Below are 25,957 nucleotides of genomic sequence, written 5' to 3'. Positions count from 1 at the left end.
AAAATTTAGAGAGATTCGATGATAACAGCTTTTTGACTGTTCATATGATTTACCTGGTTTATAAATGTTCTGAAATTATCAAATTTTTCCGGGGGCCATTCACCTTCATTAATGACCAGATATCGGTCTACCACGATGCTCTTTTTCCCCTCCAGATCACCCTCCTTTACGGTGAAGGTGAATTCACCAAATTCTGTATTAAATTCCGAAGACTCAGGGATAGATTCAATAGTATAATTTTCCGGAATAACATATTCAAAATGGTCTTTATAGGTTTTACCCCGCTCCATACGTACCGGGTATTTTCTATTATCATTTTTACCTAAAATAAGGCTGCTGTTATTCACGAAATTTAGAGAGAGCAGCAAGCGCTTACCTGCTTTGGAGGCTAACCTAGAACCGGTAAAATCAATTTGTTCGGTAAACACTACGTTGTCCCTATCATTCTCAAATTCGATCTTTTCAAATTGAATATTCTGCAGGTTGGACCATTCATTTCTAAAATATGATTTTTGATCCTTTTCGGTTTGTCGCTCGATATGAAAAGTATCTCCATACTCAATCCCTTTGGTGATTCTTTCCATCTTCGCCAGGTAATTTCCATCTTCCTGCAAATGAATCGTACCGTTTAACATTTGAAGATTTTCATCAACGCCATACTTTTTCGTGCGAATAATTTCTCCACCTTCCGGCTTTAATCGCAATACATAGCGATCATCCGTAAAATTTCCTAAGTAATTGAAGGGTGCATACTGGCTGGTACATTCCAGCCATATATCGTCCTCATCTTTACGTGGAATGTTTAAAATAACATGATTCCCCTGGAAGTTCGTGAAGTGAGGATCAATATCAATTTTATCATTTGCATGGACAATCGTGTAAAAAGATTCGATGCCCTGAGATTTTAAAAGAGCCTTGGTATAATTCGTAAGTCCTTTACAATCACCATATCCTAAACGATCTACCTCGGAGGCAGGGGCAGGCTCAATCCCCCCAATTCCCAGCATGATTGCTATATAACGGGTATTTTCCTGTACATAATGATAAACGATCGCTGCTTTTTCCTCTAAACTTTGAGCGTCAAGGGTTAATGCTGTAATCTTATTTTTGCTCTCTTCAGAAAGTTCGTCATGACCCTGCACGAGATTCTCATACTGCCATTTCCCGAAATCTTTCCAATTCTCTGCTGCGCCTTTTTTTCCTTCTATATGAAAATTATGGATGGCAACCCGCACATTTGGAACCAGTGATCGTAATGGCGGACTCAAAATTTCCTTTTCCAATGCTGCAAAGTCGTTTAATGTATAATGTACCTCATAATCATTGTTCTCGCTCTCTACCTGGAGCCCTTCCAGATTCTTTTCTGAAAAACGAAGAGGTATTTTATTAGGGTTTACAATCTTATATTCGGCATTTTCAATGCTTACCTGGAAATCATCTACCGGAAACCAGGGCTTTAAAAAAAGTGAGTTTTCGTTCTCCACTATGCTGGTGTATTTTACAGTATATGGATAAGAACGTGGCGTATAATCAAGGTAGCTCACTCGGTTGTCTGAAAACAATACGAAAGACTGGTAATTGCTAACATCTTTAAAATTCTTTTTTTTTATCTTATCGATTTCTTTACCGTTCGCGTCATATATTAAAGCTTCCTGCTCGTCTATTTTGACTGCCTCATCGTAATTTTGATAAGCTTGGATGTAACGGTTCCCTTTGGAATTTAATACGGTCACTACTCTTTCTGTAGTGATAATTATCTCATCTACATCTTTAATTTCCACGTTATACTTGAAATCGCGTACAACTGCATTGGCATTTTGAGTAAGTTTTGGGTTAATGGAAGTTACAGAATAATGATCCTGGCTGTAGGTGTAGCTAAAAAATAGGCATAGCATAAATGGAAAAAAGATTTGGCGCATTGCGTATGGAAATTTAGACGCGCACAATATATAATAATGTTTTAACTTATTTCAACGCCTATCTTTAGAATCCAATAATATGGTTACGGGACCATCATTCAGGAGTTCCACCTTCATATCGGCTCCAAATTCACCTGTTCCAACAGTTTTTCCCAGGTTTTTCTCAAATTCTGAAATAAAATCCAGATAAAGGGGTTGGGCAATCTCCGGCTTTGCAGCCTGAATAAAACTGGGCCGATTTCCTTTTTTTGTGCTCGCATGCAAAGTAAACTGGCTTACAATAATCGCGTCTCCATCTACATCTTTTAAAGAAAAGTTCATGGCAGCGTTTTCATCGCCAAAAATCCGCATATTGATAATTTTTCGGCAAAGCCATTCCACATCCTCTTTGGAATCTTCGTTTTCGATGCCAACAAATAGGAGCAGCCCCTGCTGCATTACCGCATTTATTTCCTGGTGTATGTGCACTGAAGCTTCTGAAACCCTCTGAATGACAACTTTCATTATTTTTGGTATTGATCAACCCTGTAATTATCTTCATCCCCAGCCATGATTTGCAAATAACTTTTATAACGTGACCAGGCGATTTCATCATTTTCCAAAGCTTCCTTTATGGCACATTTTGGCTCTTCGATATGCATGCAATTATGAAATTTACAGTGCTGTTTCAGCTTAAAAAATTCAGGAAAATAATCCCCAATTTCTTCACGGTCCATATCTACCACCCCAAAACCTTTTATGCCCGGAGTATCAATAATCCTAGCATCAAAACTTAGATCATACATTTCCGCAAAGGTGGTGGTATGCTGTCCCTGGCTATGTTGCACTGAAATTTCTGAAGTTTTAAGTTCCAGTTTTGGCTCCAGCGCATTCACTAAAGTAGATTTTCCGGTACCGCTATGACCCGAGATCATACTGGTTTTACCAAGCATTTTCTCTTTTACCTTCTCCACATTTTTGCCTGTTTTTGCGGAAATACCAATGCACTCGTATCCCGCTTCCCGGTACATTTCTGCTAAGTATTTTACTTCACCCAATTCTTCCGGCGAATAAGTATCAACTTTGTTAAAAAGAAGGATTGCATTGATATGATAAGCTTCCGCAGTGACCAGGAATCGATCGATAAAAGTGGTAAGCGTTGGCGGATTATTTAAAGTAATTAGCAAAAAGACCTGATCAATATTTGCCGCGATAATATGCGTTTGCTTGGAAAGGTTTACAGACTTCCTGATGATATAATTCTCCCGATTATGGATTTCCTTGATCACCCCGGTATTGGTATCCTCTTCGAGATCAAATTTCACTATATCCCCCACAGCCACAGGGTTGGTACTTTTGATTCCCTGAATACGGAATTTACCTTTAATCCTGCATTCATGAAATTTGCCATTTTCAGCTTTCACCTGGTACCAACTTCCCGTCGACTTATAAACCGTTCCCTGCATCCACTAAATATTGATCATATTCCTTATTTTGGTTGCTAATTTAACTCATTTAAACCGCCAATAAAAACCAGATTAGGATTTGATCCCGTCCAGTATTTTTTGCTGATGGTTAATTGATTCCTGGTGGATTGCTTTGAACAATCTCAGTACAAATTCTTCACTTAAACCTCTTTCTTCTCCTTCCAGTACCATTTTACCCAGGATTTCATTCCAACGTTTGGTTTGAAGAATGGCTACGTTTTGTCCTTTTTTAACTTCACCAATTTCTTCTGCAATCTTCATTCTTTTTGAAAGAATATCAAGGATCTGGCTATCGGCTATATCGATTTTCGAACGTAAATGCCCCAGTTTGCTTTGAAATTCCTCACTTGCTGAAACCTCTTTTCTCACTTTAAGATCTTTCATAATTTGCTTTAAAGTATCCGGCGTAATTTGCTGTGCGGCGTCACTCCAGGCTTTGTCTGGCGTATGATGTGTTTCCACCATAATTCCGTCGTAATTCAAATCCAGCGCAGTCTGGCAAAGATCAAAAATAATGTCACGCCTTCCTGCAATATGTGAAGGATCCAAAATTAGCGGAAGATCAGGGAATTTATTCTGAAGTTCAATGGGGATTTGCCATTCCGGGTTATTTCTATATTTCGTTTTTTCATAGGCTGAAAATCCTCTGTGAATTACGCCAAGTTTTGAAATATCAGCCGTATGTAATCTTTCTACCGCTCCTAACCATAACGAAAGATCAGGATTTACCGGGTTTTTCACCAATACGATCTTATCAGTTCCTTTTAAAGCATCTGCAATGTCCTGAACGATAAATGGGGAAACTGTTGTACGCGCGCCAATCCATAGAATATCCACATCGTGTTCTAATGCAAGGTCCACGTGATTTGCATTGGCAACTTCAGTAGTAGTTAACATCCCGGTTTCTTCTTTAGCTTTTTGCAGCCATTTTAAACCAAGTGCCCCAACACCTTCAAAGTTTCCGGGTCTTGTTCTTGGTTTCCAGATCCCTGCTCTCAATACCGTAGCATCACTGTCTTTTAATTGATGTGCAATTGTCAAAACCTGTTCTTCAGTTTCGGCGCTGCAAGGTCCTGCGATTACTAAAGGATGATTTAATCCGAAGTCGTCTAACCAGCTTCTCAGTTCTTTTGAATTCTCCATAATTTTTATAGTTTAAGTTTTTCGTTTTCTGTAATTCCGTTTAATACGTCTTTAATATGATTGGTTTTTTCCATTTCGTTGAAAACCTCTTCAAATTGATCATTTTTGATTAAATCCCTGAAGTGTTTTAGATTCAGGATATATTCGTCCAGTGTTTCCAGAATATTGAATTTATTTTGCTGAAAAATGGGCGCCCACATCGCCGGTGAACTTTTGGCAAGTCTTACGGTGGAGGCGAAACCAGATCCCGCCAGATCAAAAATATCCCGCTCATTTTTCTCTTTTTCCAATACCGTTTTGCCCAGCATAAAGGCACTGATGTGCGATAAATGGGAAACGTAAGCGATATGCCGGTCATGGGCATCGGGATCCATATAGCGGATACGCATCCCCAGTTTTTTAAAAATTTCCATCGCCCGCTCCTGTAGTTTGAACGCCGTTTTTTCTACTTCGCAAATAATATTTGTCTTGTTTTTATAGAGATCATTAATAGCCGCAGAAGGTCCCGAAAATTCTGTTCCGGCGATGGGATGGGCGGCCAGGAAGTTTCTTCGGTTCGCATGCTTTTCAACAACCCTACAAAGTTCTTTTTTGGTAGAACCGGCATCGATCACCAGGCAATTTTCATTAATATGATCAAGAACTTGGGGCAATACTTTTAAGGAAGCATCTACGGGAATAGCAAGAATAACAAGATCGGCTTCGGATATCCTACTGAATTCTGCTGAAGCATCGATAATTCCAATTTCTTCAGCTTCTTTTAAATGATCTTTATTCCTATCTACTCCCCTGATTTCCCAATCTGGAAAATCCCTTTTTAGATCTTTTGCGAAAGAGCCACCAATTAACCCAATTCCTATGATGTATACTTTCATTCGTTTATTCTATTAATTGCGGTTTGGATTGTTTCTTCATCGGCACACAGGGAGAATCTAACATATCCGTCGCCCTGAGAGCCAAAAATAAATCCGGGTGTGATAAACAAATCCTTTTCATATAAAAGGCTATCTACAAGTTTTTCAGTAGTTGTATTTTTGGGAATTTTAGCCCAGACAAATAATCCGACCTGATTTGGAGGAACAGTACAATCCAGTTTAACAGCGAGTTCATGTACCAGCTTTTTTCTTCTAGTATAAACCTGATTAATCCCTTCAAACCAATCTTCAGATAAACTTAATGCCGCAATCGCACCAGCCTGTATAGGATAAAACATCCCGCTATCCATATTCGATTTTACTTTTAAAACCGAATTGATATTCTTTTCACTGCCTATAAGCATACCCACACGCCAGCCGGCCATATTAAAACTTTTACTCAGTGAATTCAGCTCCATAACGTAATCGCTGATCTTACTTCCTCTAAAAATACTCTGCGGATTAGAATTTTGAATAAAACTGTATGGATTATCATTAACCACGAGGATCTTATGAGCCTCAGCAAATTCAGTAAGTTCTGCGAATAAATCAGCTTTCGCAGTTGCTCCTGTAGGCATATTCGGGTAATTTACCCACATGATCTTCACCTTGCTTAAATCTTCTTCAGCAAGTTTTTTGAGATCTGGCATCCAGTTACTTTCTTCAGAAAGGGGATAAAACCTTGTTTCAGCTTCTAACAATTTTGTCACGGAAGAATAGGTTGGATATCCTGGATTTGGCAACAATACCTCATCACCTTTATTCAGAAAAGCCATAGAAATATGAAGGATTCCCTCCTTGCTTCCCATGAGGGGCAAAATTTGTGAATGTGGATCTACATTTACCCCATAATAGGTTTTATAAAAATCGCTTATTCCATGCCTTAAGGCATCCACTCCCTTATAAGGCTGATATTGATGGGCATTTTTAGAAGTAAGTGCATTATTTAAAGCTTCTACCACTGAAGGCGGAGGCGGCAGGTCGGGGCTTCCAATCCCAAGATTTATTACAGGTTTTCCCTGAGCTTTTAGTAGCGCAACTTCCCGTAACTTTTTGGAAAAATAATATTCTTCTACGCTATGTAACCTATTGGCCGTGATCATGGCAAGTTGTTTTTATATATTCCTAATATTTTTAAATCCTCGGTCATCAGCTTTAGTACGCTAATCGCTTTCTCAAAATCTTCATATTTGTCAAAAATCACATCTACAAAAAATGAATATTTCCACGGTTCGTTAATAACCGGTAAAGATTGGATTTTGGTCATATCGAGATAGCAGTCCCGTAAGATATTCAGTAAAGAAACCAGACTCCCACGTTCACTTTTAAGATCAAATTTAATAGAAGCTTTATCCAGTTTTTCACCGTTTGGTTTACGTTCTTCAGTTCCAAGGATCAAAAACCGGGTGGCATTACTCTTTATGGTATGAATTTCCGAGGCTAAAATTTCCAATCCATACATTTCTGCCGCGGCAGGACTGGCCACGGCACCTGTTTTTTTCAGTTTCTCTTCAGAAATTCGTTTGGCAGCTTCCGCAGTATCAACATCTTCAATCAATTTTATATGCGGGTGCTTTTTAAAAAATTCTTTACACTGAAGCAAAGCCATAGGATGTGAAAATACTTTTTTAATATCACTGATCTCCTGACCTTCCAAAGCCATCAAGTTCATGTTTACCGGCGTATAATATTCGCCTATAATATGAAGGTCATATTCATCTATAAGGGCGAAATTGGGCAAAATAGAACCGGCTATACTATTTTCTATAGCCATTACCGCTTCATTAGATTTTTTTTCAGCCAATTGCCGGGCAAGTTCATGAAAAGATAAATGTTCGATCACCTCCACATCGCGATGATAATAATTCATAGCCACCAAATGGTGAAAAGAACCTTTTATTCCCTGAATTCCTATTTTTTTATCCATTCACTTAATTCAATAAAAAAAGTCTCGATTTTAGATCGAGACTTGTATATAATTTAGATTGATTTAATCATATAGCATTCCCGATCCTATCTCTAAAAAAGAAATAAAAATAGTAGAATGCATTCCAGTTAATCAATCGTGTCATTTTTCAATGTTTAATGAATCACTAAAGTAAAGCAATAATTTAAACTTCAAAATTAAATTGCATCATTTCGTACAAATTTTCGATATTCGGAAATTCTTCTAGTTTTTAATGAGAATTATAATTTGAAGACAGCAAATTACGTTGAAGCCTTGAGAATTTTTCTACATTAAAGAACGAAGAAAGTTTAAATTTGAAGTATGTCTATTAAAATAACCGGTATTTCCAAGTACTACGGAAGTCAAAAAGCTCTAAACAACATTAGTTTTGAAATTTTTCCTGGAGAAATCGTTGGATTTTTAGGTCCAAATGGAGCAGGAAAATCTACTTTAATGAAAATTCTTACGGGTTATTTACAGGCAGATGAAGGTAAAGCTGAAGTCTGTAATTTGGAAATTAATGAAAACCCGCAGGAAATTCAGCAGAAAATTGGCTATTTACCGGAACATAATCCTTTATATACAGAAATGTATGTTCGGGAATATTTACAATTCACCGGTTCTATTTATAAGATAGATAAATCCAGGATAGAAAAAGTTATCGCCCTAACCGGGCTTTCGCCAGAAGCGCACAAGAAAATTGAGCAATTATCCAAAGGATATCGCCAGCGGGTAGGCCTTGCCGCAGCCTTGCTCCACGAACCGGAGGTGCTCATTTTAGATGAACCCACCACAGGTCTTGATCCAAACCAGTTAATGGAAATTCGGCAAGTGATCAAAAATATCGGGAAATCAAGGGAGAATGGAGCTTCAGGAAAGACCGTTTTTCTCAGCACTCATATCATGCAGGAAGTAGAAGCTGTTTGCGATCACGTGATCATTATTAATAATGGTAAAATCGTGGCAGATAAAAAATTAAAAGAACTGCGTGAAGGAAATGAACAGGTGATTTTTGTGGAATTTGATTACCGAATTGAAGAAATTGCCCTTCAGCAAATCCCGAATTTAAGATCTGCTAAAAATACGGGCGGTTTTACCTATGAGTTAATTTTTGATACTTCTAAAGATATGCGCCCGGATGTGTTTGATTTCGCACATGATAATGGTCTAAAAACACTTCAGCTCAATCAAAAAACCAAAAATCTGGAAAATCTTTTTGCTGAATTAACAGCCCCCTAACCCCCGAAGGGGGGACTTCCGCCAAACCCCAAAGAGGGCTTTCCTCTAATACTTTATTCCGGAATCAAAAAGTCCCCCTGCGGGGGATTTAGGGGGTTTCGAATATCAACTTCCCCTTAAAATGCTCTTCTACATCCACCACGGGCGGGCGGTTTACCGAAATAACATCTCCATAACTGTAAATATTCCCTTTTAAGGATTGCTGCGGATTCACAATTAACTTGTTGGTACCACGGTGAAAAATATCATAATTCTGCACTACTAAATCTGAAGCTTCCAGCCTGCCATCACCGCCTGCAAAGAAAGCATTGAAATTTTCCACATTTCCGCTTAGAAAGTAATTGGAGTAGTTATCATTGGTAATTCTAAGGTTTTCCACATCCAGATCAAGAATAAAATCCCCATCGGTATGAATATCGGGATCCAGTTCCTGGTTAACGGAAAGCAGGTAAAGTTCAGGAAAGGCAAGTGTACCAATGCTTTCTATGGCGATTCCTGTACTGCTTCTGAGCCAGGTTAAATTTGGAGTAGTAACATAAATTTTGGTGATTTCATAATCACGTACCAGGTTACAGGAGTTCCCATTTCTTAATATAAGACGATCTCCATCAACTTCTGCAGTGACTTCATTCAGGAGGTTTTTTCCGGTCTCTATGACTACCTTCTGGACAGGTCCCTGCTCAATAAAAAGTTTGATCCTTTCAAAAACCATGATTTCTGAAAAGCTTTCCACTTCTACTTCTGTCCGGGTAATAGTACCTGCAGCCTGGAAGCAGTCATAACCATCTTCCGTATCGCAACCCATCAGAAATACAAGCCCAAAAAATATCAGGAATTTTTTCATTATTGTAAATTTTTAGAAAATTGCAACAGTTCTTTATTTATTCTAATAGCCGGCTCTCAACTTATCAAATACCCACCAGCCTACGGCAGGCAGGTTATGGGCCTTATAATCTATATCCTATTGAAAATTCAACCGCTTCCGCATTGGCTCCATGAGACCTCACGGTTGCAGAGGCCCATAAATGCTCAGATAATTTTCTTTCCAGTCCAAAACGATTGTAAACCTGATCTACATAACCCGTATAAGGATAATAAATATAATACCCCAAATGGTTGATCAGTGAGATTTTGTTAAAAGTAAGTTTATGCCCTATAAAAATGCCCACTCTCTTAGAATCTTCATCTCCACTTAAATTCAAGGTCGGAAAGGCCGCAGCGCGGTAATTAATAAATTCTTCCAGCGATCGTGAAAAAAATACTTCAGTCCCCGCCTGTAATGTGCTTTTTTTATTGATCACTTTATCGGCATAAGCCGTAATGGTAAAAAATGGCAATTGCGGGGAACCAATTACTCCGGCAGTATTTACCCCACCACGTAAAGCAAAATTATAGTGAATGGGTTCGGTATATTTTTTCTCTTTGGGATTCTTCGGAATATAATCCGGATGCGCTTCATAATCCAACAGATAATTCAAACCTACATTGAAAGTAAAGGTATTTGTACTGTTATTGGGCGAATTTAAATCGGCATTGGAATAATGAAGAATAGTTACCCCCGCCTGAATACCTAAACCTTTATAAATATTTTGTTTGTTGAAATTCCCCATAATATAGGTAGTGCTTAAAAAACGGGAACCGTAGGCATTATTGATATAATTCTCATCAGCATCATAAGGATTGGACGCATAGGCAACTCCCTGCCCCACCCGAAACATCAAATATCTTTTTAAAAAATAAAAATTGAAATGCCCGTAAATCCCGTAATTCTTCCCTAAATATTTATTCTGCATATTCTGGTAGGAAAAGGAATAACCAAAATCAGGATAATTATAGCGACGCTCCCAGGCTTTAAGTCCGTACGTCTTCTGGTTCCAACTAAAGATTACGCCGGTTGGGTGACCGGTGATCAAATGGGCAATACTGTGATTATGTTCCAAAATACTTCCGTAGAAATAATTGGCGTCAAAACTGTAATATTTTGGGATTTCATCCTCCTGCGACTGTAGGGCAAAGCAATTAAAAATGAGGAGGCACAGAAATAATTTTTTCATACGGGGGCAAATCTAACATATTTACGAAAAAAATGCCGGGAAGTTTTCAACTTCTAAAAAATAAAAAATTTCTTAAAATCGACTATCACTGAGGCAAGCCGCAGGGTTATTTCACCCCCCGATAGCCATCGGGGTTATTTTGCCCTCTGGGCAAAAACTGAAATTTTATATTTCCCCTCACCCAGAACTGCGAAAAAGCAGTTCCGACCTCTCCCGAGGGAGAGGTGAAGAGGAAACCCCGACGCAAAAGCATCGGGGAATTATTAGATTAAAATATCGCTTTGGCAATTTGCTCAATATTGCTGCTCTTACCCATAGAATAATAATGTAACACAGGAGCACCGCCTTCCATTAATTCTTTTGATTGTTTGATGCACCATTCAATTCCCACCTGCCTTACTTCTTTATTATTTTTACATTTTTCAACTTCAGAAATTAATGGCTCAGGAATATCAATCTTAAAGACATGCGGCAATAGCTGAAGATGTCTCGGGATTGCAATAGGTTTAATCCCAGGAATAATGGGCACATTAATCCCTGCCTTTTTCGCCTCGTCTACAAATTCAAAATATTTTGAATTATCGAAAAACATTTGGGTAACGATATAATCTGCCCCTGCATCCACTTTTTCCTTCAATCTTTTAAGATCTGAATTTAAGGAAGGTGCCTCTATATGTTTTTCAGGATAACCCGCAACACCAATACAGAAATCGGCTTTGTCATCAGTTTCCACTACGTCGTGCAGGTATTTTCCCTGATTCAGATTATTGATTTGCCCCACTAAATCACAGGCATAATGGTGCCCGCCTTCCGAAGCTTCAAAGTACTTCTGGTGGTTCATGGCGTCACCTCTCAAGGCCATCACGTTTTCAATGCCCAGATAATGGCAATCCACCAGTAAATATTCAGTTTCCTCTTTAGAAAACCCACCACAAAGCACATGGGGCACTGTATCAACATTATATTTATGCTTGATGGCCGCACAAATACCTACCGTACCAGGGCGCATTCGGGTGATCTTTCTGTCAAAAAGTCCGTCGCGGTTCACATACACATATTCTTCGCGGGAAGTGGTCACATCGATAAATGGAGGTTTGAACTCCATCAGCGGATTTATATTATCATAAAGTTCCTTGATATTCTTCCCTTTTTTCGGCGGGATGATTTCAAAGGAAAACAAAGTTTTCCCATTTGCTTTTTCGATATGTTCGGTAACTTTCATTTTTTAATTTTATACATAGACCTGCAAGGTTTTTAAGGACTTACAGGTCTGCTATTTCGTTTAATTTTTTCTTTTCATTTTTTGGGCGTTGCCTTTCAGGCCGGGCTTTCCGCTTTATCTTTTGCCGTATGCTTCGACAGGCTTAGCATGACGGTAAAAGGATGCCGCTACAACCTGCCTGCCGGCGAGGCAGGTCCCTAACGCATATCCTATTCTAAAAATTCAATATTCAGAATTCAATATTATATATTTCTACTCAATTTTAAATACTCGATGCTCCGCACTATCATTACTATTCATTGATCATACTGAGCTTTTAATACGTCTTTTATTCTTTATACCTTTAAACTCTCGCGTTCTCAAATATAAATACTCACTTCTAAATACTACCTACTCAATACTATTCCGCGATATTCGGATTTAGCCACTTCTCGGCTTTCTTATAATCTATTCCTTTTCTTTTAGCGAAATCTTTTACCTGATCTTCTTTCATTTTTCCCAAACCAAAATACCTGGCTTCAGGATTGGCAAAATAGTATCCACTTACACTTGCCGCCGGCCACATAGCCAGGCTTTCGGTAAGCTTCACGCCAATATTTTCCTCAACCTTTAATAATTCCCAGATACTGAGTTTTTCCAGATGATCGGGACAGGCGGGATAACCGGGTGCAGGCCGAATGCCCTTATATTCTTCTTTGATTAATTCTTCTTTGCTCAGATTCTCTTCAGAAGCATATCCCCAGTAATTCTGGCGGACTTCCTTATGCAGATATTCTGCAAATGCTTCCGCCAGTCTATCGGCCAGCGCCTTGATCATAATTGAATTATAATCGTCAAAATCCTTCTCAAATTTAGCCGCCAGTTCTTGGGTTCCGAAACCTGTGGTGACACAAAAACATCCTATATAATCCTGGATTCCGCTCTCTTTTGGCGCGATAAAATCTGACAGGGCGAAATTTGGCTTTTCAGCATACTTCTTAAGTTGCTGCCGAAGGGTTCTGAAAACGATCTTTTTCTCTTCTGAAGCTTCTTTATATTTCACTTCAATATCATCGTCGTCAATAGAATTTGCTTCAAACAAACCAAAAGTTGCCTTCGCCTTCAACAGTTTTTCATTCAAAACACGTTGCAATAAAACCTGGGCATCGTCGAAAAGACTTTGCGCCTGCTCGCCTACTTTCTCGTCTTTCAGAATATCAGGATAACGGCCATGCATATCCCAGCTTCTAAAAAACGGGGACCAGTCTATATATTCCTCCAGCTTTTTTAAATCGAAATCTTCTATCACCTGAATTCCCAATTGATTAGGTTTTATAATATTGGCGGATTTCCAGTCAATTTTAAATTTATTTCGCCGTGCTTCCGGCAGCTTTAAATAGCTTTTTACTTTACTGCGCTTCTTAAAGTTGATCCTGAATTTATCATATTCGGTCTTAAGATCACTTTTGTATTTTTCCCGGGTGCTTTCTTTTAATAGATCGCCAACCACAGTTACCGCACGCGAAGCATCGTTAACATGTGCTACCGCAAAATGATATTGTGGATCTATTTTTACCGCGGTATGCGCTTTGGAAGTTGTAGCACCTCCAATGAGTAACGGCACTTCAAAATTCTGCCGTTGCATTTCTTTTGCCAGAAAAACCATTTCATCAAGCGAGGGGGTAATAAGTCCGCTAAGGCCTATCGCATCTACATTTTCAGCTTTTGCGGTTTCAATGATCTTTTCTGATGGCACCATTACGCCCAGGTCTATAATCTCATAATTATTACAGCCCAAAACAACACCCACTATATTTTTACCAATATCGTGTACATCTCCTTTTACAGTGGCCATTAAAATCTTACCAGCCGATCGCCTTACATTAGATTTATCTGCTTCAATGTAAGGTAGCAAATAGGCAACGGCTTTTTTCATTACCCTTGCTGATTTCACTACCTGTGGCAGGAACATTTTTCCGCTTCCAAAAAGATCCCCAACCACATTCATCCCAATCATTAAATGACCTTCAATAACGTCCAGAGGTCTTTCAGCTTCCTGCCGTGCCTGTTCGATATCTTCCAGAATATAGGCATCGATCCCTTTTACCAAAGCGTGCGTAATTCTATCCTGTAACGGGTTCTCCCGCCAGGAAAGATCTATCTTATTTTCTCTCTTTTTACCAACTACATTTTCAGCTAAAGAAAGTAGTCGCTCGGTTGCATCTTCTCTTCGATCAAAAATCACATCTTCCACATGCTCCAGAAGATCTTTTGGAATTTCATCGTAGACCTCCAGCATCGACGGATTCACAATTCCCATGTTCATTCCAGCCTGGATGGCATGATATAAAAACACCGAATGCATGGCTTCCCTCACGGGATTATTTCCACGAAAAGAAAAGGAAACATTACTAACTCCCCCACTCACACTACAATGCGGAAGGTTTTCTTTTACCCAGCGTGTTCCTTCAATAAAATCTATAGCATTTCTTTTATGCTCGTCCATTCCCGTGCCGACCGGAAAAATATTCAGATCAAAAATGATGTCTTCGGGAGGGAATTTCACCTGGTTTACTAAAATATCATAGGAACGTTTTGTAATTTCAATTCTACGTTCGTAATTATCGGCCTGGCCCGTTTCATCGAAAGCCATAACGACCACCGCTGCGCCGTAGCGTTTGATTTTTTTCGCATGACTGATAAACTCCTCTTCACCTTCTTTAAGACTAATCGAGTTTACCACACATTTTCCCTGAACTACCTGTAGACCGGCTTCTATAATTTCCCATTTTGAGCTGTCTATCATGATAGGAACTCGGGCAATATCAGGTTCTGCAACAACCAGATTCAGGAATTTAACCATGGCTTCTTTCCCCTCAATAAGGCCATCATCCATATTAATATCGATGATTTGCGCCCCATTATCTACCTGTTCTCGGGCTACCTCTAAAGCCTCATCAAACTTATCCTCCTTGATGAGTCTAAGAAACTTCTTTGAACCTGCAACATTGGTACGTTCACCAACATTTACAAAATTGGTTTCTGGCGTAATTACCAGTGGTTCGAGTCCGGACAGCTTTAAAGATCTTATTTCTGACATTCTATATTCTTTGTGTTCCGTCACCCTGAGTTTATTTCAGGGTCTGAATCATTATGCTATTTCTAATTCGCTGCTGAATCAAGTTCAGCATGACGGGGATCCTCTTTTAAATTAATTTTTCTAGGTTCGTATTTTGCAGCTACTTCAGCAATGGCTTTTATATGTTTTGGAGTGGTTCCGCAGCAGCCGCCCAGAATATTCACCAATCCTTTTTCGAGATATTCTTCGATTTGGGTTGCCATTTCCTGTGCATCCTGATCGTATTCCCCAAATGCATTCGGCAATCCGGCATTTGGATAGGCCGAAATTCCTGATTTTGAATATCGATTTAAAACTTCAAGATGTGGGGTTAATTGTTTTGCTCCCAGAGCACAATTAAATCCAATACTCAACAAGGGAATATGGGACACCGAAATAAGAAAAGCTTCTGCCGTTTGGCCTGAAAGCGTTCTCCCAGAGGCATCTGTTATGGTACCACTCACCATCACGGGAATATCAATATTAAGTTCTTCCTTTAATTCTTCGATTGCGAAAAGGGCCGCTTTAGCATTTAAGGTGTCAAAAACAGTTTCCACCAGTAAAATATCAACCCCTCCATCAATCAGGGCTTGAGCTTGTTGACGATAAGCAATTTTGAGCTCTTCAAATGAAATCGCCCGGTAACCGGGATCATTCACATCTGGGCTCATACTAGCAGTTTTGTTGGTGGGGCCTATAGCACCGGCTACAAATCTTGGTTTTTCAGGATTTTCAGCCGTTACTTCTTCTGCCACCGCTTTGGCAATTTTGGCCGACTCATAATTGAGTTCATAAACCAGATCTTCCATTTTATAATCGGCCATAGCGATGGTGGTGCCGGAGAAGGTATTAGTTTCCACAATATCGGCTCCGGCATCAAAATATTTACGATGAATCGTCGCGATCGCTTCAGGTTGGGTAATAGACAACAGGTCGTTATTTCCCTGAAGGGAAACCGGCCAGTCTGCGAAACGTGTTCCACGGAAATCCTCTTCAGAAAATTTATATTCCTGAAGCATGGTACCCATGGCACCATCGAGTATTAATATTTTTTGAGAGAGTAATTCTTCTAGTTTTGACATAGTATTGATTGTACATCATTATCAAAAAAAGAAAATAGGAAGTATTCTTTGTTATCTATCCACGCCAGGCGTGGTAGAATTTAGCACCTTCTCCCATTACAGGAGGGTTGCCAAGGTTTCAGCGGGTCTAATCCCTCAACCTTTCTTGATAACGACATTAATTTTATGAACTTATAGGCAAATATAGGCATCAGCCCCGAAAATACAATAGATTTGAGATAAATTTAAACAGGAAATTAAAAGGAATACCTGCCGGTTTGTCCTTCCACTTTAAAAGGAGAATTTGGTTTTACTACCTTTAAAAATTGTTTTAACCCTTCTTTCTTCTCTTTATTCTGAATACTAATTTCGTAATCGTATTTATCACCAGAGCCATCCATAAAATAAAGATGGTCCTTATTTTCCTGAATTTTATGTTTCCAAAAACTGCCGTATCCCCGATTATTAAACCCTAATTGTTTTAGATCTGAAATCAAAAAAATCTGTTTTTCTCCCTGAAAATCGATCTCAATATTTTCTTCTGAAATAAAAATCCCGCCAAGATTTTTTGATTTGATAAAGGATAAACTTAAAGCAAACAAAAAAGTAATTGCATACACAAAATAGGATAATACGCTTAACCAGGGAATGTCAGGCTTCCAAACGAAAACACTTGCGGCGCTGGCAACCAATAGTACAATTCCTAGCGTTCGCAACCATTTAGACGGCTTCCAGGTTTTTACTATTCTCGTTTCAAAAGATTCCATTAGGATACCTTTTTTCCATTAAGATCAACAGAGTAAGAAATTTCAGCTGCTTTCTCTAACATTTTTGAAACAGAGCAATACTTGTCCATGGATAACTTTACTGCTCTTCCGGCTTTAGCCGGAGGAATATCCCCCTTCAAAATAAAATTGAGGTGAATCTTTTTGAAAACATTTGGAATTGCCCCTTCTTCACGAAAACCTTCCACCTCAACCTGAAGATCATCCAGTTCATGCTGTTGTTTTTTCAAAATCATCACAACATCAATACTGCTACAACCGGCAATTCCCCTAAGAATAAGATCCATTGGGCTGGAACCTTTTGGCTCTTCTTCAGATTTATTATCTAAAAGAACAATATCCCCCCGCTCATTCTTAGTTTCAAAAAGGTAATTATCATTGATTCGTTTTAAGCTGACCTTCATATTTTTAAATTTTCATCGAATTTACAAAAAATCTGATCTCCCCTTCATCTTTCTACTGCCACCATTCTTTTAAAAAAAGGGAGCAGTTTCCATTTTTAGCAGATCCTAAAATAAATCCTGGTCATACAAGACTAAAAAACCTGCGGAAAAGTTTCCGCAGGTTAAAACAAGCAGTATAATTGGCTAATTAAACTCCGATACTCTGAACCACTTCTCTTTTTGCCTCCTTTTTTGTACCATCAAATCCTTCAACACCGCCCACAGTAGTATATTTCAACACATATTTTTTATCTGGATAAATTCGCTGGTAAGCACTCTGACACATGATCGCGGCTTCATGAAAACCGGAAAGGATCAGTTTTAGTTTACCTTTATAGGTATTCACATCGCCAATGGCATAAACTCCGGGAATGTTGGTTTGGTAATCATAAGAATTATCGACTTTGATCGCATTCTTTTCAATTTCAAGACCCCAGCTGCCAATGGGTCCAAGCTTTGGAGAGAGTCCGAATAATGGGATAAAATCATCTACTTCCTTAAATTCTTCTCCCCTTGCCTGGTCTTTATGACGAATGACTACCTTTTCCAAGATATCTTCACCCGTTAGGCCTACCACTTCAGCATTGGTAATCATTTCTATTTTGCCTAATTTGGCTAATTCTGAAACTCTTTCTACAGAATCTAAAGCTCCACGGAATTCGGCTCTTCTATGCACTAAAGCAACTTCAGAAGCAATATCAGCTAGATAAATTGCCCAGTCAAGAGCGGAATCCCCACCACCTGAAATTACAACCCTTTTATTGCGATACACTTCCGGATCTTTAATAAAGTAAGAAACTCCTTTGTCCTCAAATTTGGCAATATTTGCAATAGGTGGTTTTCTTGGTTCAAAAGATCCGAGTCCGCCAGCGATGGCAATTACCGGGGCGTGGTGCTGTGTTCCTTTATTTGTGGTGACAATGAAAGTGCCGTCATCCAGTTTTTCTAAAGTTTCTGCACGTTCGCCCAGTGTAAAGCCTGGTTCAAACGGCCGGATTTGCTCCATCAGGTTTTTTACCAGGTCACCGGCAAGAATTTCTGGGAATGCCGGAATATCATATATGGGTTTTTTTGGATAAATTTCTGAACACTGCCCACCAGGTTGTGGCAAAGCATCAATTAAATGTGTTTTTAGCTTGAGGAGTCCCGCTTCAAAAACGGTGAACAACCCAGTTGGTCCTGCTCCTATTATCAGGATGTCTGTTTTAATCATTTTTCTCTTTTTTTACGATTAAGGATTCTGTTATTGTATTCATTTGCTCCACTTTAGCTTCAAAATCACCTTTAATGGACTTGCGGTATTCATTTAAATTTTCAACCATTTGATTCACATTTTCAGGAATTACTTCTTCAAAAAATTGTCGTAATCTTTTCGCTGTGGTGGGTGATTTACCGTTGGTTGATATGGCAATTTTCACATGTCCTTTATTTACAATTCCACCCATATAAAAATCACAAAGCTCTGGTGTATCGGCAATATTGGCGAGTAGGTATCGTTTTTTCGCATCCCGATGTACCCTCTTGTTCAATTTGGGATCGTTGGTTGCGGCGATCACAAAATGCTTCTTTTTAAGGTATTTTCCTTTATACCTGCCTTTGATAAGTTTTGCACCGTGCTTTTTAGCCAATTCTTCCGTTTCCGGTAAAAACCATTTGGCAACAACTTCAACATTTGCATTGGGACTGGATTTGAACAGAAAATGTAATTTTTCATGGCCCACATTTCCTCCGCCAACAACCAGAATATTTAGTTTGTCGACCTTTAGAAATACAGGATATAATTCGTTTCTATCTTCCATAGCCCCCTAACCCCCAAAGGGGGTATTAAAATATTCATCTTCTTCAATCACATTCTGAAAAGCCTTCTGCAAAGCATTCGCTTCTTTTACTACTTCGCCAATGACGATAATTGCCGGTGCGCCCAGTTGTTTTTCTGAAACTACCTTTTCAATAGTCTGGATGGTGCCAAAACCAGATCGCTCATTCACCGTGGTTCCATTCTGAATTATTCCCACCGGAATATTTTCTTTTCCGAAGCCTTTGAAAACCTCCACGATTTCTTTCAGTTTTCCCATTCCCATCAAAATCACCACAGTGGCTGTTGATTGCGCAGCCAGCCGAACGTCCTCAGATAATTTTTTCTGGGAAGTGGTTCCTGTGATTACCCAGAAACTTTCTGAAGTTCCTCTCTGCGTAAGGGGAATTCCACTATTGGCCGGAACTGCGATGGAGGAGGTGATTCCTGAAACCACGGCAGTTTCCAGACCTTTACTTCTGGCGTAATTGATCTCTTCTGAACCTCTTCCGAAGATAAAAGGATCACCGCCTTTCAATCTTACCACATGACCTCTTTCCAAAGCGTATTTCACGATTAATTCGTTGATCTCTTCCTGCGGAAAACGATGTTTATCTTTTCGCTTCCCTACAAAAATATGTTCCGCCTGTGGCGCGTATTCCAACAGTTCCCGGTTGATCAATGCATCATATAAAACCACATTGGCAGTTTTTAATGTATTTACGGCTTTGATCGTGATCAACTCAGGATCGCCCGGACCTGCTCCTACTACACTTAATTTTGGTGAGTTATACATTTTGTACCTCCTTTGTTCTAAATGCATCTGCTCTTTTTAGGAATAAATGCGCGTCTTCTAAATATTTATTTGCAAAAGCCTGGGATGGCTCATTTTCATTTAATTGATAAACAAATTCCTTGAAAGTTGTAGCTAATTCAATTTTACCTGTTTCAACAAAAAGTTCATCAAATTGGGCAATGATCCCGGCCTGAGTATTTGTTTTCACATCTTCCGCCAGTAATAAAGCTTTGGCTGAATTCACAATGGAAGTGTAAGAATGGTAAATACTATCTGCCCAGTCGTTTCTTTCCAGTGCGCTTTTCGCATTATCAATCTTTTCTTCACTTTCAAAAAGTAAGGTCGCAATTAGATCTATGATCACACCGGCACATTCACCTACACCAACCGCCTGTATATAAGGTTTTTCATGACCCCAATCCACAAAATCATTTTCAGTAAGATTTGACGTATCTGCCAGGTCTTTTAATAGATCGTAGAAATAGGTCTTTTCTTTACGATCGTAATATTCAGCAAACTTTTCTTCTGATTCTGAATTTGCTTCGAAATCATTTAACAGAACCCGTAAAGCTTCAGGTCCACGTTTACTGGGAACCTTCACTACTTTATCGGCAAATCTTCCCTGACCGTCTCCTATCGTACCTCCGCCAAGCAATACCTGTAGTGCGGGGGCAACCGTCTTTCCAACTTTGATAGACATTCCCTGAAAACCAATTTCAGCCATATTATGCTGCCCACAGGCATTCATACATCCACTTATTTTTATGGTGATATCCTTTCCGTTAATAAATTGCGGATATTCTTCCTTTAATACATCCTCCAGTACCTCAGCAATACCGGTACTGCTGGCGATCCCAAGATTACAGGTATCGGTTCCGGGACATGCCGTGATATCTACTGTTTTATCATAACCGGTTTCAGCGTAGCCAAGCTTTTTCAATTCTGAATAAAAGAAAGGCAGAAATTCTTTACGTACATGACGAACTAAAATATCCTGTCTCAGTGTTAACCTGATCTCATTTCCCGCATATTTTTTTACCAGATCGGCCAGTTGTCTTGCACCACCGGTATAAAAATCACCTAGCGGAACACGAATTCCCACAGCAAACAATCCTTCCTGCTTTTGGGCAGAAACGTTTGTATTCTTCCAGGTCTCAAAATCTTTTTGATTTCCAATTTCTACGGAAGGAACTTCAACTTCCTGTAAAGTTGGAGCAGCTTCAAATTTTTCGATTTCGAATTTGGGCTGTTTTTGAGAAAGGGCTGTTTTCTGCTCTTCCACGAGTTCCATAAATGCTTCTTTCCCAATATCCTTGATTAGAAATTTCATCCTGGCTTTTAATCGTTTTGAGCGTTCTCCATAACGGTCAAATACTCTTAAAACACCTTCAATCAGGGGAATGATTTCTTCTGCCGGAAGAAAATCGTATAATTCATCTGCATGCCTTGGCTGGGAACCGAGTCCGCCACCTAACATCACCTTAAAACCACGTTTTCCGTCCTGTTGTTTGGCGATAAATCCAAGATCATGGATATAACTGAGCGCCGTATCTTCATCTGAAGAAGAAAAAGAAATTTTAAATTTTCTTCCCATTTCCTGGCAGATCGGATTCCGCAGAAAAAATTTGAAAGCTGCTTCAGCATAAGGCGAAACATCGAACGGTTCTTTAGGATCTATCCCGGCGGTTGGGGAAGCAGTAATATTTCTAACGGTATTTCCACAGGCCTCACGCAGGGTGATATCGTCTCTTTCCAGCTGCGCCCATAATTCTGGAGTTCTATCTAAACTCACGTAATGAATTTGTATATCCTGGCGGGTGGTAATGTGCAAACGGCCTTTGGAATATTCATCGGAAACATCGGCAATTCTATGTAATTGCTCAGAAGTTACTTTACCAAACGGCAGTTTTATACGAACCATCTGAACCCCAGCCTGCCTTTGCCCGTAAACACCACGTGCCAAACGCAGGCTTCGGAATTTCTCCTCATCGGCTTTTCCTTCCCGGAACAGCCTTATCTTTTTCTCTAAATCGATGATATCTTTTTCAACGACAGGATTTTCGATTTCGGTTCTAAAACTTTGCATGATCTTTTCTTTTAATTTCTTTATTTTGAGACTTTCAATCTGTTCTTAAGAGATGCTGAAACATCCCGACAGCTATTGGGACAACATTACGGCCCACAAATTTGAAAACTCATTAATGAAAAAAGCCCTTTTAACTTTCTAACTTAAAAGGACTTTTTTATAATTCAGTTTATAAAACAGGCTTTTAAGGGTGCGATAAATGGCGCATACACATTTTTGACAGAACATTCATAATAAATTGTTTCACTGTGTTTAATTCCTTTATTTGATAAAACCAACTCCTGCAGTTGTATTTGTTTGTGTATCTACCAGGATAAATCTTCCGTTACTGCGATTTACACTGTAACTATCAGCGAAAATTGGCTTACTTAATTTAATTCTTACACTTCCAATATCATTGAGATGAAGGCTTGATCCTTCCTCTTCTTTCCCGAAATTTGAGTCTACATGGCCTTTAACTTTATCAATTTTGGCCAAAATACCGTTGGTATTGTGCTGTAATACATACTTTGCCCCAGGAATCAGGGCTTTATTATCCATCCAGCAAACGGTAGCATCGAGTAATTTTGTTTCTGTAGGCACTTCAGAAGATCTCACCAACATATCTCCCCGCGCTACATTAATATCATCTGACAGGGTAATGGAAACCGAACTTCCCGCAGGAGCCTCCTGGAATGACTCATCGAAAAAATGTATTTCTTTAATCGTCGATTTTTTCAAAGATGGTAATACACTAACCTTGTCACCTACTTTTAAACTACTTCCGCTAATTTTTCCAGCATAGCCCCTATAATCGTGGAATTTATCGGTTTTAGGACGAATAACCGTTTGAACTGCGAATCTTGCCTGGCTTTGCTCTGCAAAATCTTCGGGTTTAAGGTCCTCTAAATGCTCAAGAATTGTTTGCCCTTCATACCATGGCATTGCTGTAGATTTTTCAGCAATATTCTCACCCCACAAAGCACTTACGGGAATAAAAGTCAACTTTTGATCTTTGAAGTTGCTCTGGGCTCTTAAGTCCTGGAAATCCTCAACAATATCATTGAATACTTCTTCAGAATAATTAACAAGGTCCATTTTGTTTACGGCGACGATTACTTCTTTAACCCGCAATAAATTATTGATAAAGAAATGTCTATACGTTTGCTCGATAACTCCCTTTCTGGCATCTATAAGAATAATAGATGTTTGTGACGTAGATGCTCCGGTCACCATATTTCGGGTATATTCAATATGCCCGGGAGTATCGGCAATAATGTAACTTTTCTTTGGTGTGGAAAAGTAAATATGCGCCACATCTATGGTAATCCCCTGCTCCCTTTCGGCTACAAGACCATCTGTAGCAAGTGAAAAGTCAAGATAGTCCAGGCCATTTTTTTTGCTCACCCTATCAATGGCTTCAATTTTATCTGAAGTTAACGACTTGGTATCGTAAAGCAGCCTTCCAATCAAGGTACTTTTACCATCGTCTACACTTCCTGCTGTTGCTATTTTTAAAACTTCCATTTTTTTCTTTTTTAGAAATAACCCTGTTGTTTTCTGGTTTCCATTGCCGCTTCTGATCTTTTATCGTCTATTCGTGCTCCTCTTTCTGAAATCGCAGAATCCCGTACTTCCTGAATTATCTTTTGAACCGAATCTGCTTTAGATTCTACCGCCGCAGTACAGGTAATATCACCAACGGTTCTAAACCTTACTCTTCTATTCTCTGTAACTTCATGATCTTCTTTATAAACATATTCTGAAGCGGTCCAGATTAAACCATCCCTTTCAAATATTTCCCTCTCATGGGCAAAGTAAATTGAAGGGATTTCAATATTTTCTGAATCTATATAACTCCAAACATCCAGTTCTGTCCAGTTTGAAATTGGGAAAACACGAACATTCTGGCCTATGTCAATTCTTCCATTTAGCATATCAAAAACCTCAGGACGCTGATTCTTTTCATCCCATTCCCCGAAATCGTTTCTAATAGAGAAAATTCTTTCCTTCGCCCTGGCCTTTTCTTCATCCCTGCGCGCTCCACCAATACAGGCATCAAATTTGAATTCTTCAATGGCGTTTAGCAGCGTGTTTGTTTGGAGCGAATTTCGGCTGGAATATTTTCCTTTTTCTTCAATGGAAACCCCATTATCTATATCGTCCTGTACTTTTCGAACAATAAGATTTAAGCCTAATTCTTCCACCAGCTGATCTCTAAAATGAATAGTCTCAGGGAAGTTGTGCCCCGTATCTATATGCATTAGTGGAAACGGTATCTTAGCCGGATAAAATGCTTTTTGCGCCAGCCTCACCAGGGTAATAGAATCTTTTCCACCAGAAAATAACAGTACTGGATTTTCAAATTGCGCTACTACTTCCCTAAAGATGTAAATAGCTTCGCTTTCTAACGTATTTTGATGTAAAATTGAACTCATTTATCTCTTTATTAAGCGTGTAAACCACATTCTCTGTTTGCCAGAACTTTGGTGGGATCAAAATATTTAAATTCATTTGGAAGGTGGTGCGTTCTTAAGTAGCTATCTAACTTTTCGTCACTCCAATGATAAAAAGGACTTACTTTTAGAATACCATCTTTACTATAACTAAGGATATCGATGCTATCCCTAAACGCGGTTTGGCCCTTCCTTAGATTAGTAAACCATAAATCAGGTTGCTGCTGGTTCATAGCCCTCTTAAAAGGCTCCAATTTCACCTGCTCGGTAAATTTTTGATGTTCCGGACTATCCACTTGGGGAATCCCTCCAAATATGGTATTACGATGGGCCACTGTTTGCTTTGGTACATATAATTTCACATTTAAGTGGAGTAAATCAATCACCTCTGCAGCGTGTTTATAAGTTTGAGGCGTGTTATAACCAGTGTCGCACCAGATAACCGTCATATCTGCTTTTGCATTTATGACCGCATGCAAAATAGCTGCCTCATAGGGCCTAAAATTAGTAGTTACAACAGGTTTTTTACTATTGGTCAAAACCCATTGGATAATTTCAGAAGGAGCAACTCCCCTTAATTGACTATTTAGAGTTTTTAACTCTTTTTCTGTATACTTTCTCATTACCTTCCAAAATTTATCTTATCCCAAATTCTCTCATGCCCAAAATACAACAACATCTTTGTCACTAATTCTACAGATCCAATTGCCAGCGCAGTACTCACCTGCCCTGTTAAGATCCACGAGATGGCTATAGTGTCCATTGTTCCAATTATTCTCCAACTAATAGTTTTTACAATACTCCTAATAGGTTTTTCAGAAACCTTATCTTTTTTATAAGAAGTTTTAGTCTTCGATTGTTCTATAAACATTTCTGAAATCATTATTTAACTTATATCCTATCGGTTTACTAGGTTTTGAACAAAACTATAGTTGAATTTCCGTTCTACCAATTATTTTCCTATTTAAATTCTTATTTTAACATTACTGATCGAATGTCGCGATATCCTGTAATGTATTATCCCCAAGCACCTCTAATGATGCATCCCGAACCTGAATCATTAATTTATGCACCGAACAGGTTTTTTCATCAGGGCAGTCATCACATTTTTCATAATAATTAAGGCTTACACAAGGAACCATCGCAATAGGCCCTTCCAAAACCCTTATCACCGCAGTCATTTTAATATCTGCCGGTTCTTTAATAAGGTAGTAACCACCACCTTTTCCTTTCTTGGAACCTAGAAACATCGATTTTCGCAATTCTAATAAAATACTCTCCAGGAACTTCTGTGAAATATTTTCACTTTCCGAAATCTCCGATGCCTGAACCGGTTTTCTGTCTTTTTTTCTGGCGATATACGCCATTGCCTTTATTCCGTACTTAGTCTTTTTTGAAAGCATGAAACGAATTTAGTGAAAATCCGGGTTATCAGTTATCAGTTATCAGTTATCAGTTATCAGTTATCAGTTATCAGTTATCAGTTATCAGTTATCAGTTATCAGTTATCAGTTATCAGTTATCAGTTATCAGTTATCAGTTATCAGTTATCAG

General features: G+C 38.9%; 24 protein-coding genes and 1 riboswitch. Of the genes, 1 reads left to right on the top strand and 23 read right to left on the bottom strand.

What is annotated here, in order from left to right; translation table 11 throughout:
- Positions 1-5 precede the first annotated feature (5 nt).
- The 7 genes from DHD80_RS14315 to DHD80_RS14285 all read right to left on the bottom strand — a co-directional run bounded on the left by DHD80_RS14315 (position 6) and on the right by DHD80_RS14285 (position 7,369).
- Positions 6-1,919 (bottom strand): DUF3857 domain-containing protein, encoded by a 1,914-nt coding sequence (locus DHD80_RS14315; protein ID WP_251742142.1) that lies wholly within the window; start codon positions 1,917-1,919, stop codon positions 6-8.
- Positions 1,920-1,970: 51 nt separating this feature from the next.
- A complete protein-coding gene (gene dtd, locus DHD80_RS14310; protein ID WP_251742141.1) occupies positions 1,971-2,423 on the bottom strand; it encodes a D-aminoacyl-tRNA deacylase in 453 nt (150 codons plus the stop codon).
- Entirely contained in the window at positions 2,423-3,364 is a 942-nt protein-coding gene (gene rsgA, locus DHD80_RS14305; protein ID WP_251742140.1) for a ribosome small subunit-dependent GTPase A, read from the bottom strand. The genes dtd and rsgA overlap by 1 nt, the downstream gene beginning before the upstream one ends.
- 72 nt (positions 3,365-3,436) lie before the next feature.
- Positions 3,437-4,528, bottom strand: a complete 1,092-nt coding sequence (locus tag DHD80_RS14300; protein ID WP_251742139.1) for a bifunctional 3-deoxy-7-phosphoheptulonate synthase/chorismate mutase type II — start codon at positions 4,526-4,528, stop codon at positions 3,437-3,439.
- A gap of 5 nt (positions 4,529-4,533) precedes the next feature.
- Positions 4,534-5,403 (bottom strand): prephenate dehydrogenase, encoded by an 870-nt coding sequence (locus DHD80_RS14295; protein WP_251742138.1) that lies wholly within the window; start codon positions 5,401-5,403, stop codon positions 4,534-4,536.
- Complete coding sequence (locus DHD80_RS14290; RefSeq protein WP_251742137.1) at positions 5,400-6,545, bottom strand: aminotransferase class I/II-fold pyridoxal phosphate-dependent enzyme; 1,146 nt, start codon at positions 6,543-6,545, stop codon at positions 5,400-5,402. The genes DHD80_RS14295 and DHD80_RS14290 overlap by 4 nt, the downstream gene beginning before the upstream one ends.
- Positions 6,542-7,369: a prephenate dehydratase gene (locus tag DHD80_RS14285; RefSeq protein ID WP_251742136.1), complete on the bottom strand. Its 828-nt coding sequence runs from the start codon at positions 7,367-7,369 to the stop codon at positions 6,542-6,544. Before DHD80_RS14285 ends, DHD80_RS14290 begins: the two co-directional genes overlap by 4 nt.
- Positions 7,370-7,711: 342 nt before the next feature.
- Here DHD80_RS14285 and gldA point away from each other — a divergent pair, with 342 nt between their 5' ends.
- Complete coding sequence (gene gldA, locus DHD80_RS14280) at positions 7,712-8,629, top strand: gliding motility-associated ABC transporter ATP-binding subunit GldA (protein ID WP_251742135.1); 918 nt, start codon at positions 7,712-7,714, stop codon at positions 8,627-8,629.
- An 88-nt stretch (positions 8,630-8,717) separates the two neighbouring features.
- Here the strand turns inward: gldA and DHD80_RS14275 are convergent, their stop codons facing one another.
- From DHD80_RS14275 to DHD80_RS14200, 16 genes are all read right to left on the bottom strand, one after another.
- Positions 8,718-9,473 (bottom strand): head GIN domain-containing protein, encoded by a 756-nt coding sequence (locus tag DHD80_RS14275; RefSeq protein WP_251742134.1) that lies wholly within the window; start codon positions 9,471-9,473, stop codon positions 8,718-8,720.
- Positions 9,474-9,576: 103 nt separating this feature from the next.
- The gene (locus tag DHD80_RS14270) at positions 9,577-10,683 is read right to left on the bottom strand and encodes an acyloxyacyl hydrolase (RefSeq protein WP_251742133.1); all 1,107 of its coding nucleotides are present in this window, start codon (positions 10,681-10,683) and stop codon (positions 9,577-9,579) included.
- Between the two features lie 268 nt (positions 10,684-10,951).
- The gene (gene metF / locus DHD80_RS14265; RefSeq protein WP_251742132.1) at positions 10,952-11,905 is read right to left on the bottom strand and encodes a methylenetetrahydrofolate reductase [NAD(P)H]; all 954 of its coding nucleotides are present in this window, start codon (positions 11,903-11,905) and stop codon (positions 10,952-10,954) included.
- 400 nt (positions 11,906-12,305) lie between these two features.
- Complete coding sequence (gene metH, locus DHD80_RS14260) at positions 12,306-14,984, bottom strand: methionine synthase (RefSeq protein WP_251742131.1); 2,679 nt, start codon at positions 14,982-14,984, stop codon at positions 12,306-12,308.
- A 62-nt stretch (positions 14,985-15,046) separates the two neighbouring features.
- The gene (locus DHD80_RS14255; protein WP_251742130.1) at positions 15,047-16,084 is read right to left on the bottom strand and encodes a homocysteine S-methyltransferase family protein; all 1,038 of its coding nucleotides are present in this window, start codon (positions 16,082-16,084) and stop codon (positions 15,047-15,049) included.
- A gap of 48 nt (positions 16,085-16,132) precedes the next feature.
- Positions 16,133-16,239: riboswitch (SAM riboswitch) on the bottom strand.
- Between the two features lie 81 nt (positions 16,240-16,320).
- Complete coding sequence (locus DHD80_RS14250) at positions 16,321-16,830, bottom strand: hypothetical protein (protein WP_251742129.1); 510 nt, start codon at positions 16,828-16,830, stop codon at positions 16,321-16,323.
- Positions 16,830-17,252 (bottom strand): OsmC family protein, encoded by a 423-nt coding sequence (locus DHD80_RS14245; protein ID WP_251742128.1) that lies wholly within the window; start codon positions 17,250-17,252, stop codon positions 16,830-16,832. Before DHD80_RS14245 ends, DHD80_RS14250 begins: the two co-directional genes overlap by 1 nt.
- Positions 17,253-17,439: 187 nt before the next feature.
- Complete coding sequence (locus DHD80_RS14240; RefSeq protein WP_251742127.1) at positions 17,440-18,504, bottom strand: NAD(P)/FAD-dependent oxidoreductase; 1,065 nt, start codon at positions 18,502-18,504, stop codon at positions 17,440-17,442.
- Positions 18,497-19,090: a bifunctional precorrin-2 dehydrogenase/sirohydrochlorin ferrochelatase gene (locus DHD80_RS14235; protein ID WP_251742126.1), complete on the bottom strand. Its 594-nt coding sequence runs from the start codon at positions 19,088-19,090 to the stop codon at positions 18,497-18,499. The genes DHD80_RS14240 and DHD80_RS14235 overlap by 8 nt, the downstream gene beginning before the upstream one ends.
- Before the next feature lie 6 nt (positions 19,091-19,096).
- The gene (gene cobA / locus DHD80_RS14230) at positions 19,097-19,909 is read right to left on the bottom strand and encodes a uroporphyrinogen-III C-methyltransferase (protein ID WP_251742125.1); all 813 of its coding nucleotides are present in this window, start codon (positions 19,907-19,909) and stop codon (positions 19,097-19,099) included.
- Complete coding sequence (locus DHD80_RS14225) at positions 19,875-21,968, bottom strand: HEPN domain-containing protein (RefSeq protein ID WP_251742124.1); 2,094 nt, start codon at positions 21,966-21,968, stop codon at positions 19,875-19,877. The genes cobA and DHD80_RS14225 overlap by 35 nt, the downstream gene beginning before the upstream one ends.
- Positions 21,969-22,229: 261 nt before the next feature.
- Positions 22,230-23,474, bottom strand: a complete 1,245-nt coding sequence (locus tag DHD80_RS14220) for a GTP-binding protein (RefSeq protein WP_251742123.1) — start codon at positions 23,472-23,474, stop codon at positions 22,230-22,232.
- A gap of 11 nt (positions 23,475-23,485) precedes the next feature.
- Complete coding sequence (gene cysD / locus DHD80_RS14215; RefSeq protein ID WP_251742122.1) at positions 23,486-24,385, bottom strand: sulfate adenylyltransferase subunit CysD; 900 nt, start codon at positions 24,383-24,385, stop codon at positions 23,486-23,488.
- 11 nt (positions 24,386-24,396) lie between these two features.
- On the bottom strand, positions 24,397-25,026 hold the full coding sequence (locus DHD80_RS14210; RefSeq protein WP_251742121.1) for a phosphoadenosine phosphosulfate reductase family protein: 630 nt from the start codon (positions 25,024-25,026) through the stop codon (positions 24,397-24,399).
- Positions 25,026-25,286: a DUF2061 domain-containing protein gene (locus tag DHD80_RS14205; protein WP_251742120.1), complete on the bottom strand. Its 261-nt coding sequence runs from the start codon at positions 25,284-25,286 to the stop codon at positions 25,026-25,028. Before DHD80_RS14205 ends, DHD80_RS14210 begins: the two co-directional genes overlap by 1 nt.
- 100 nt (positions 25,287-25,386) lie before the next feature.
- Positions 25,387-25,806 (bottom strand): Rrf2 family transcriptional regulator, encoded by a 420-nt coding sequence (locus DHD80_RS14200; protein WP_251742119.1) that lies wholly within the window; start codon positions 25,804-25,806, stop codon positions 25,387-25,389.
- Positions 25,807-25,957 lie beyond the last annotated feature (151 nt).

This window comes from Gramella sp. AN32, assembly GCF_023718305.1.
Taxonomy (GTDB): domain Bacteria; phylum Bacteroidota; class Bacteroidia; order Flavobacteriales; family Flavobacteriaceae; genus Christiangramia; species Christiangramia antarctica.
Note: the sequence above shows the minus strand (reverse complement) of the source record. Positions and strands in the feature narration are given on the sequence as shown.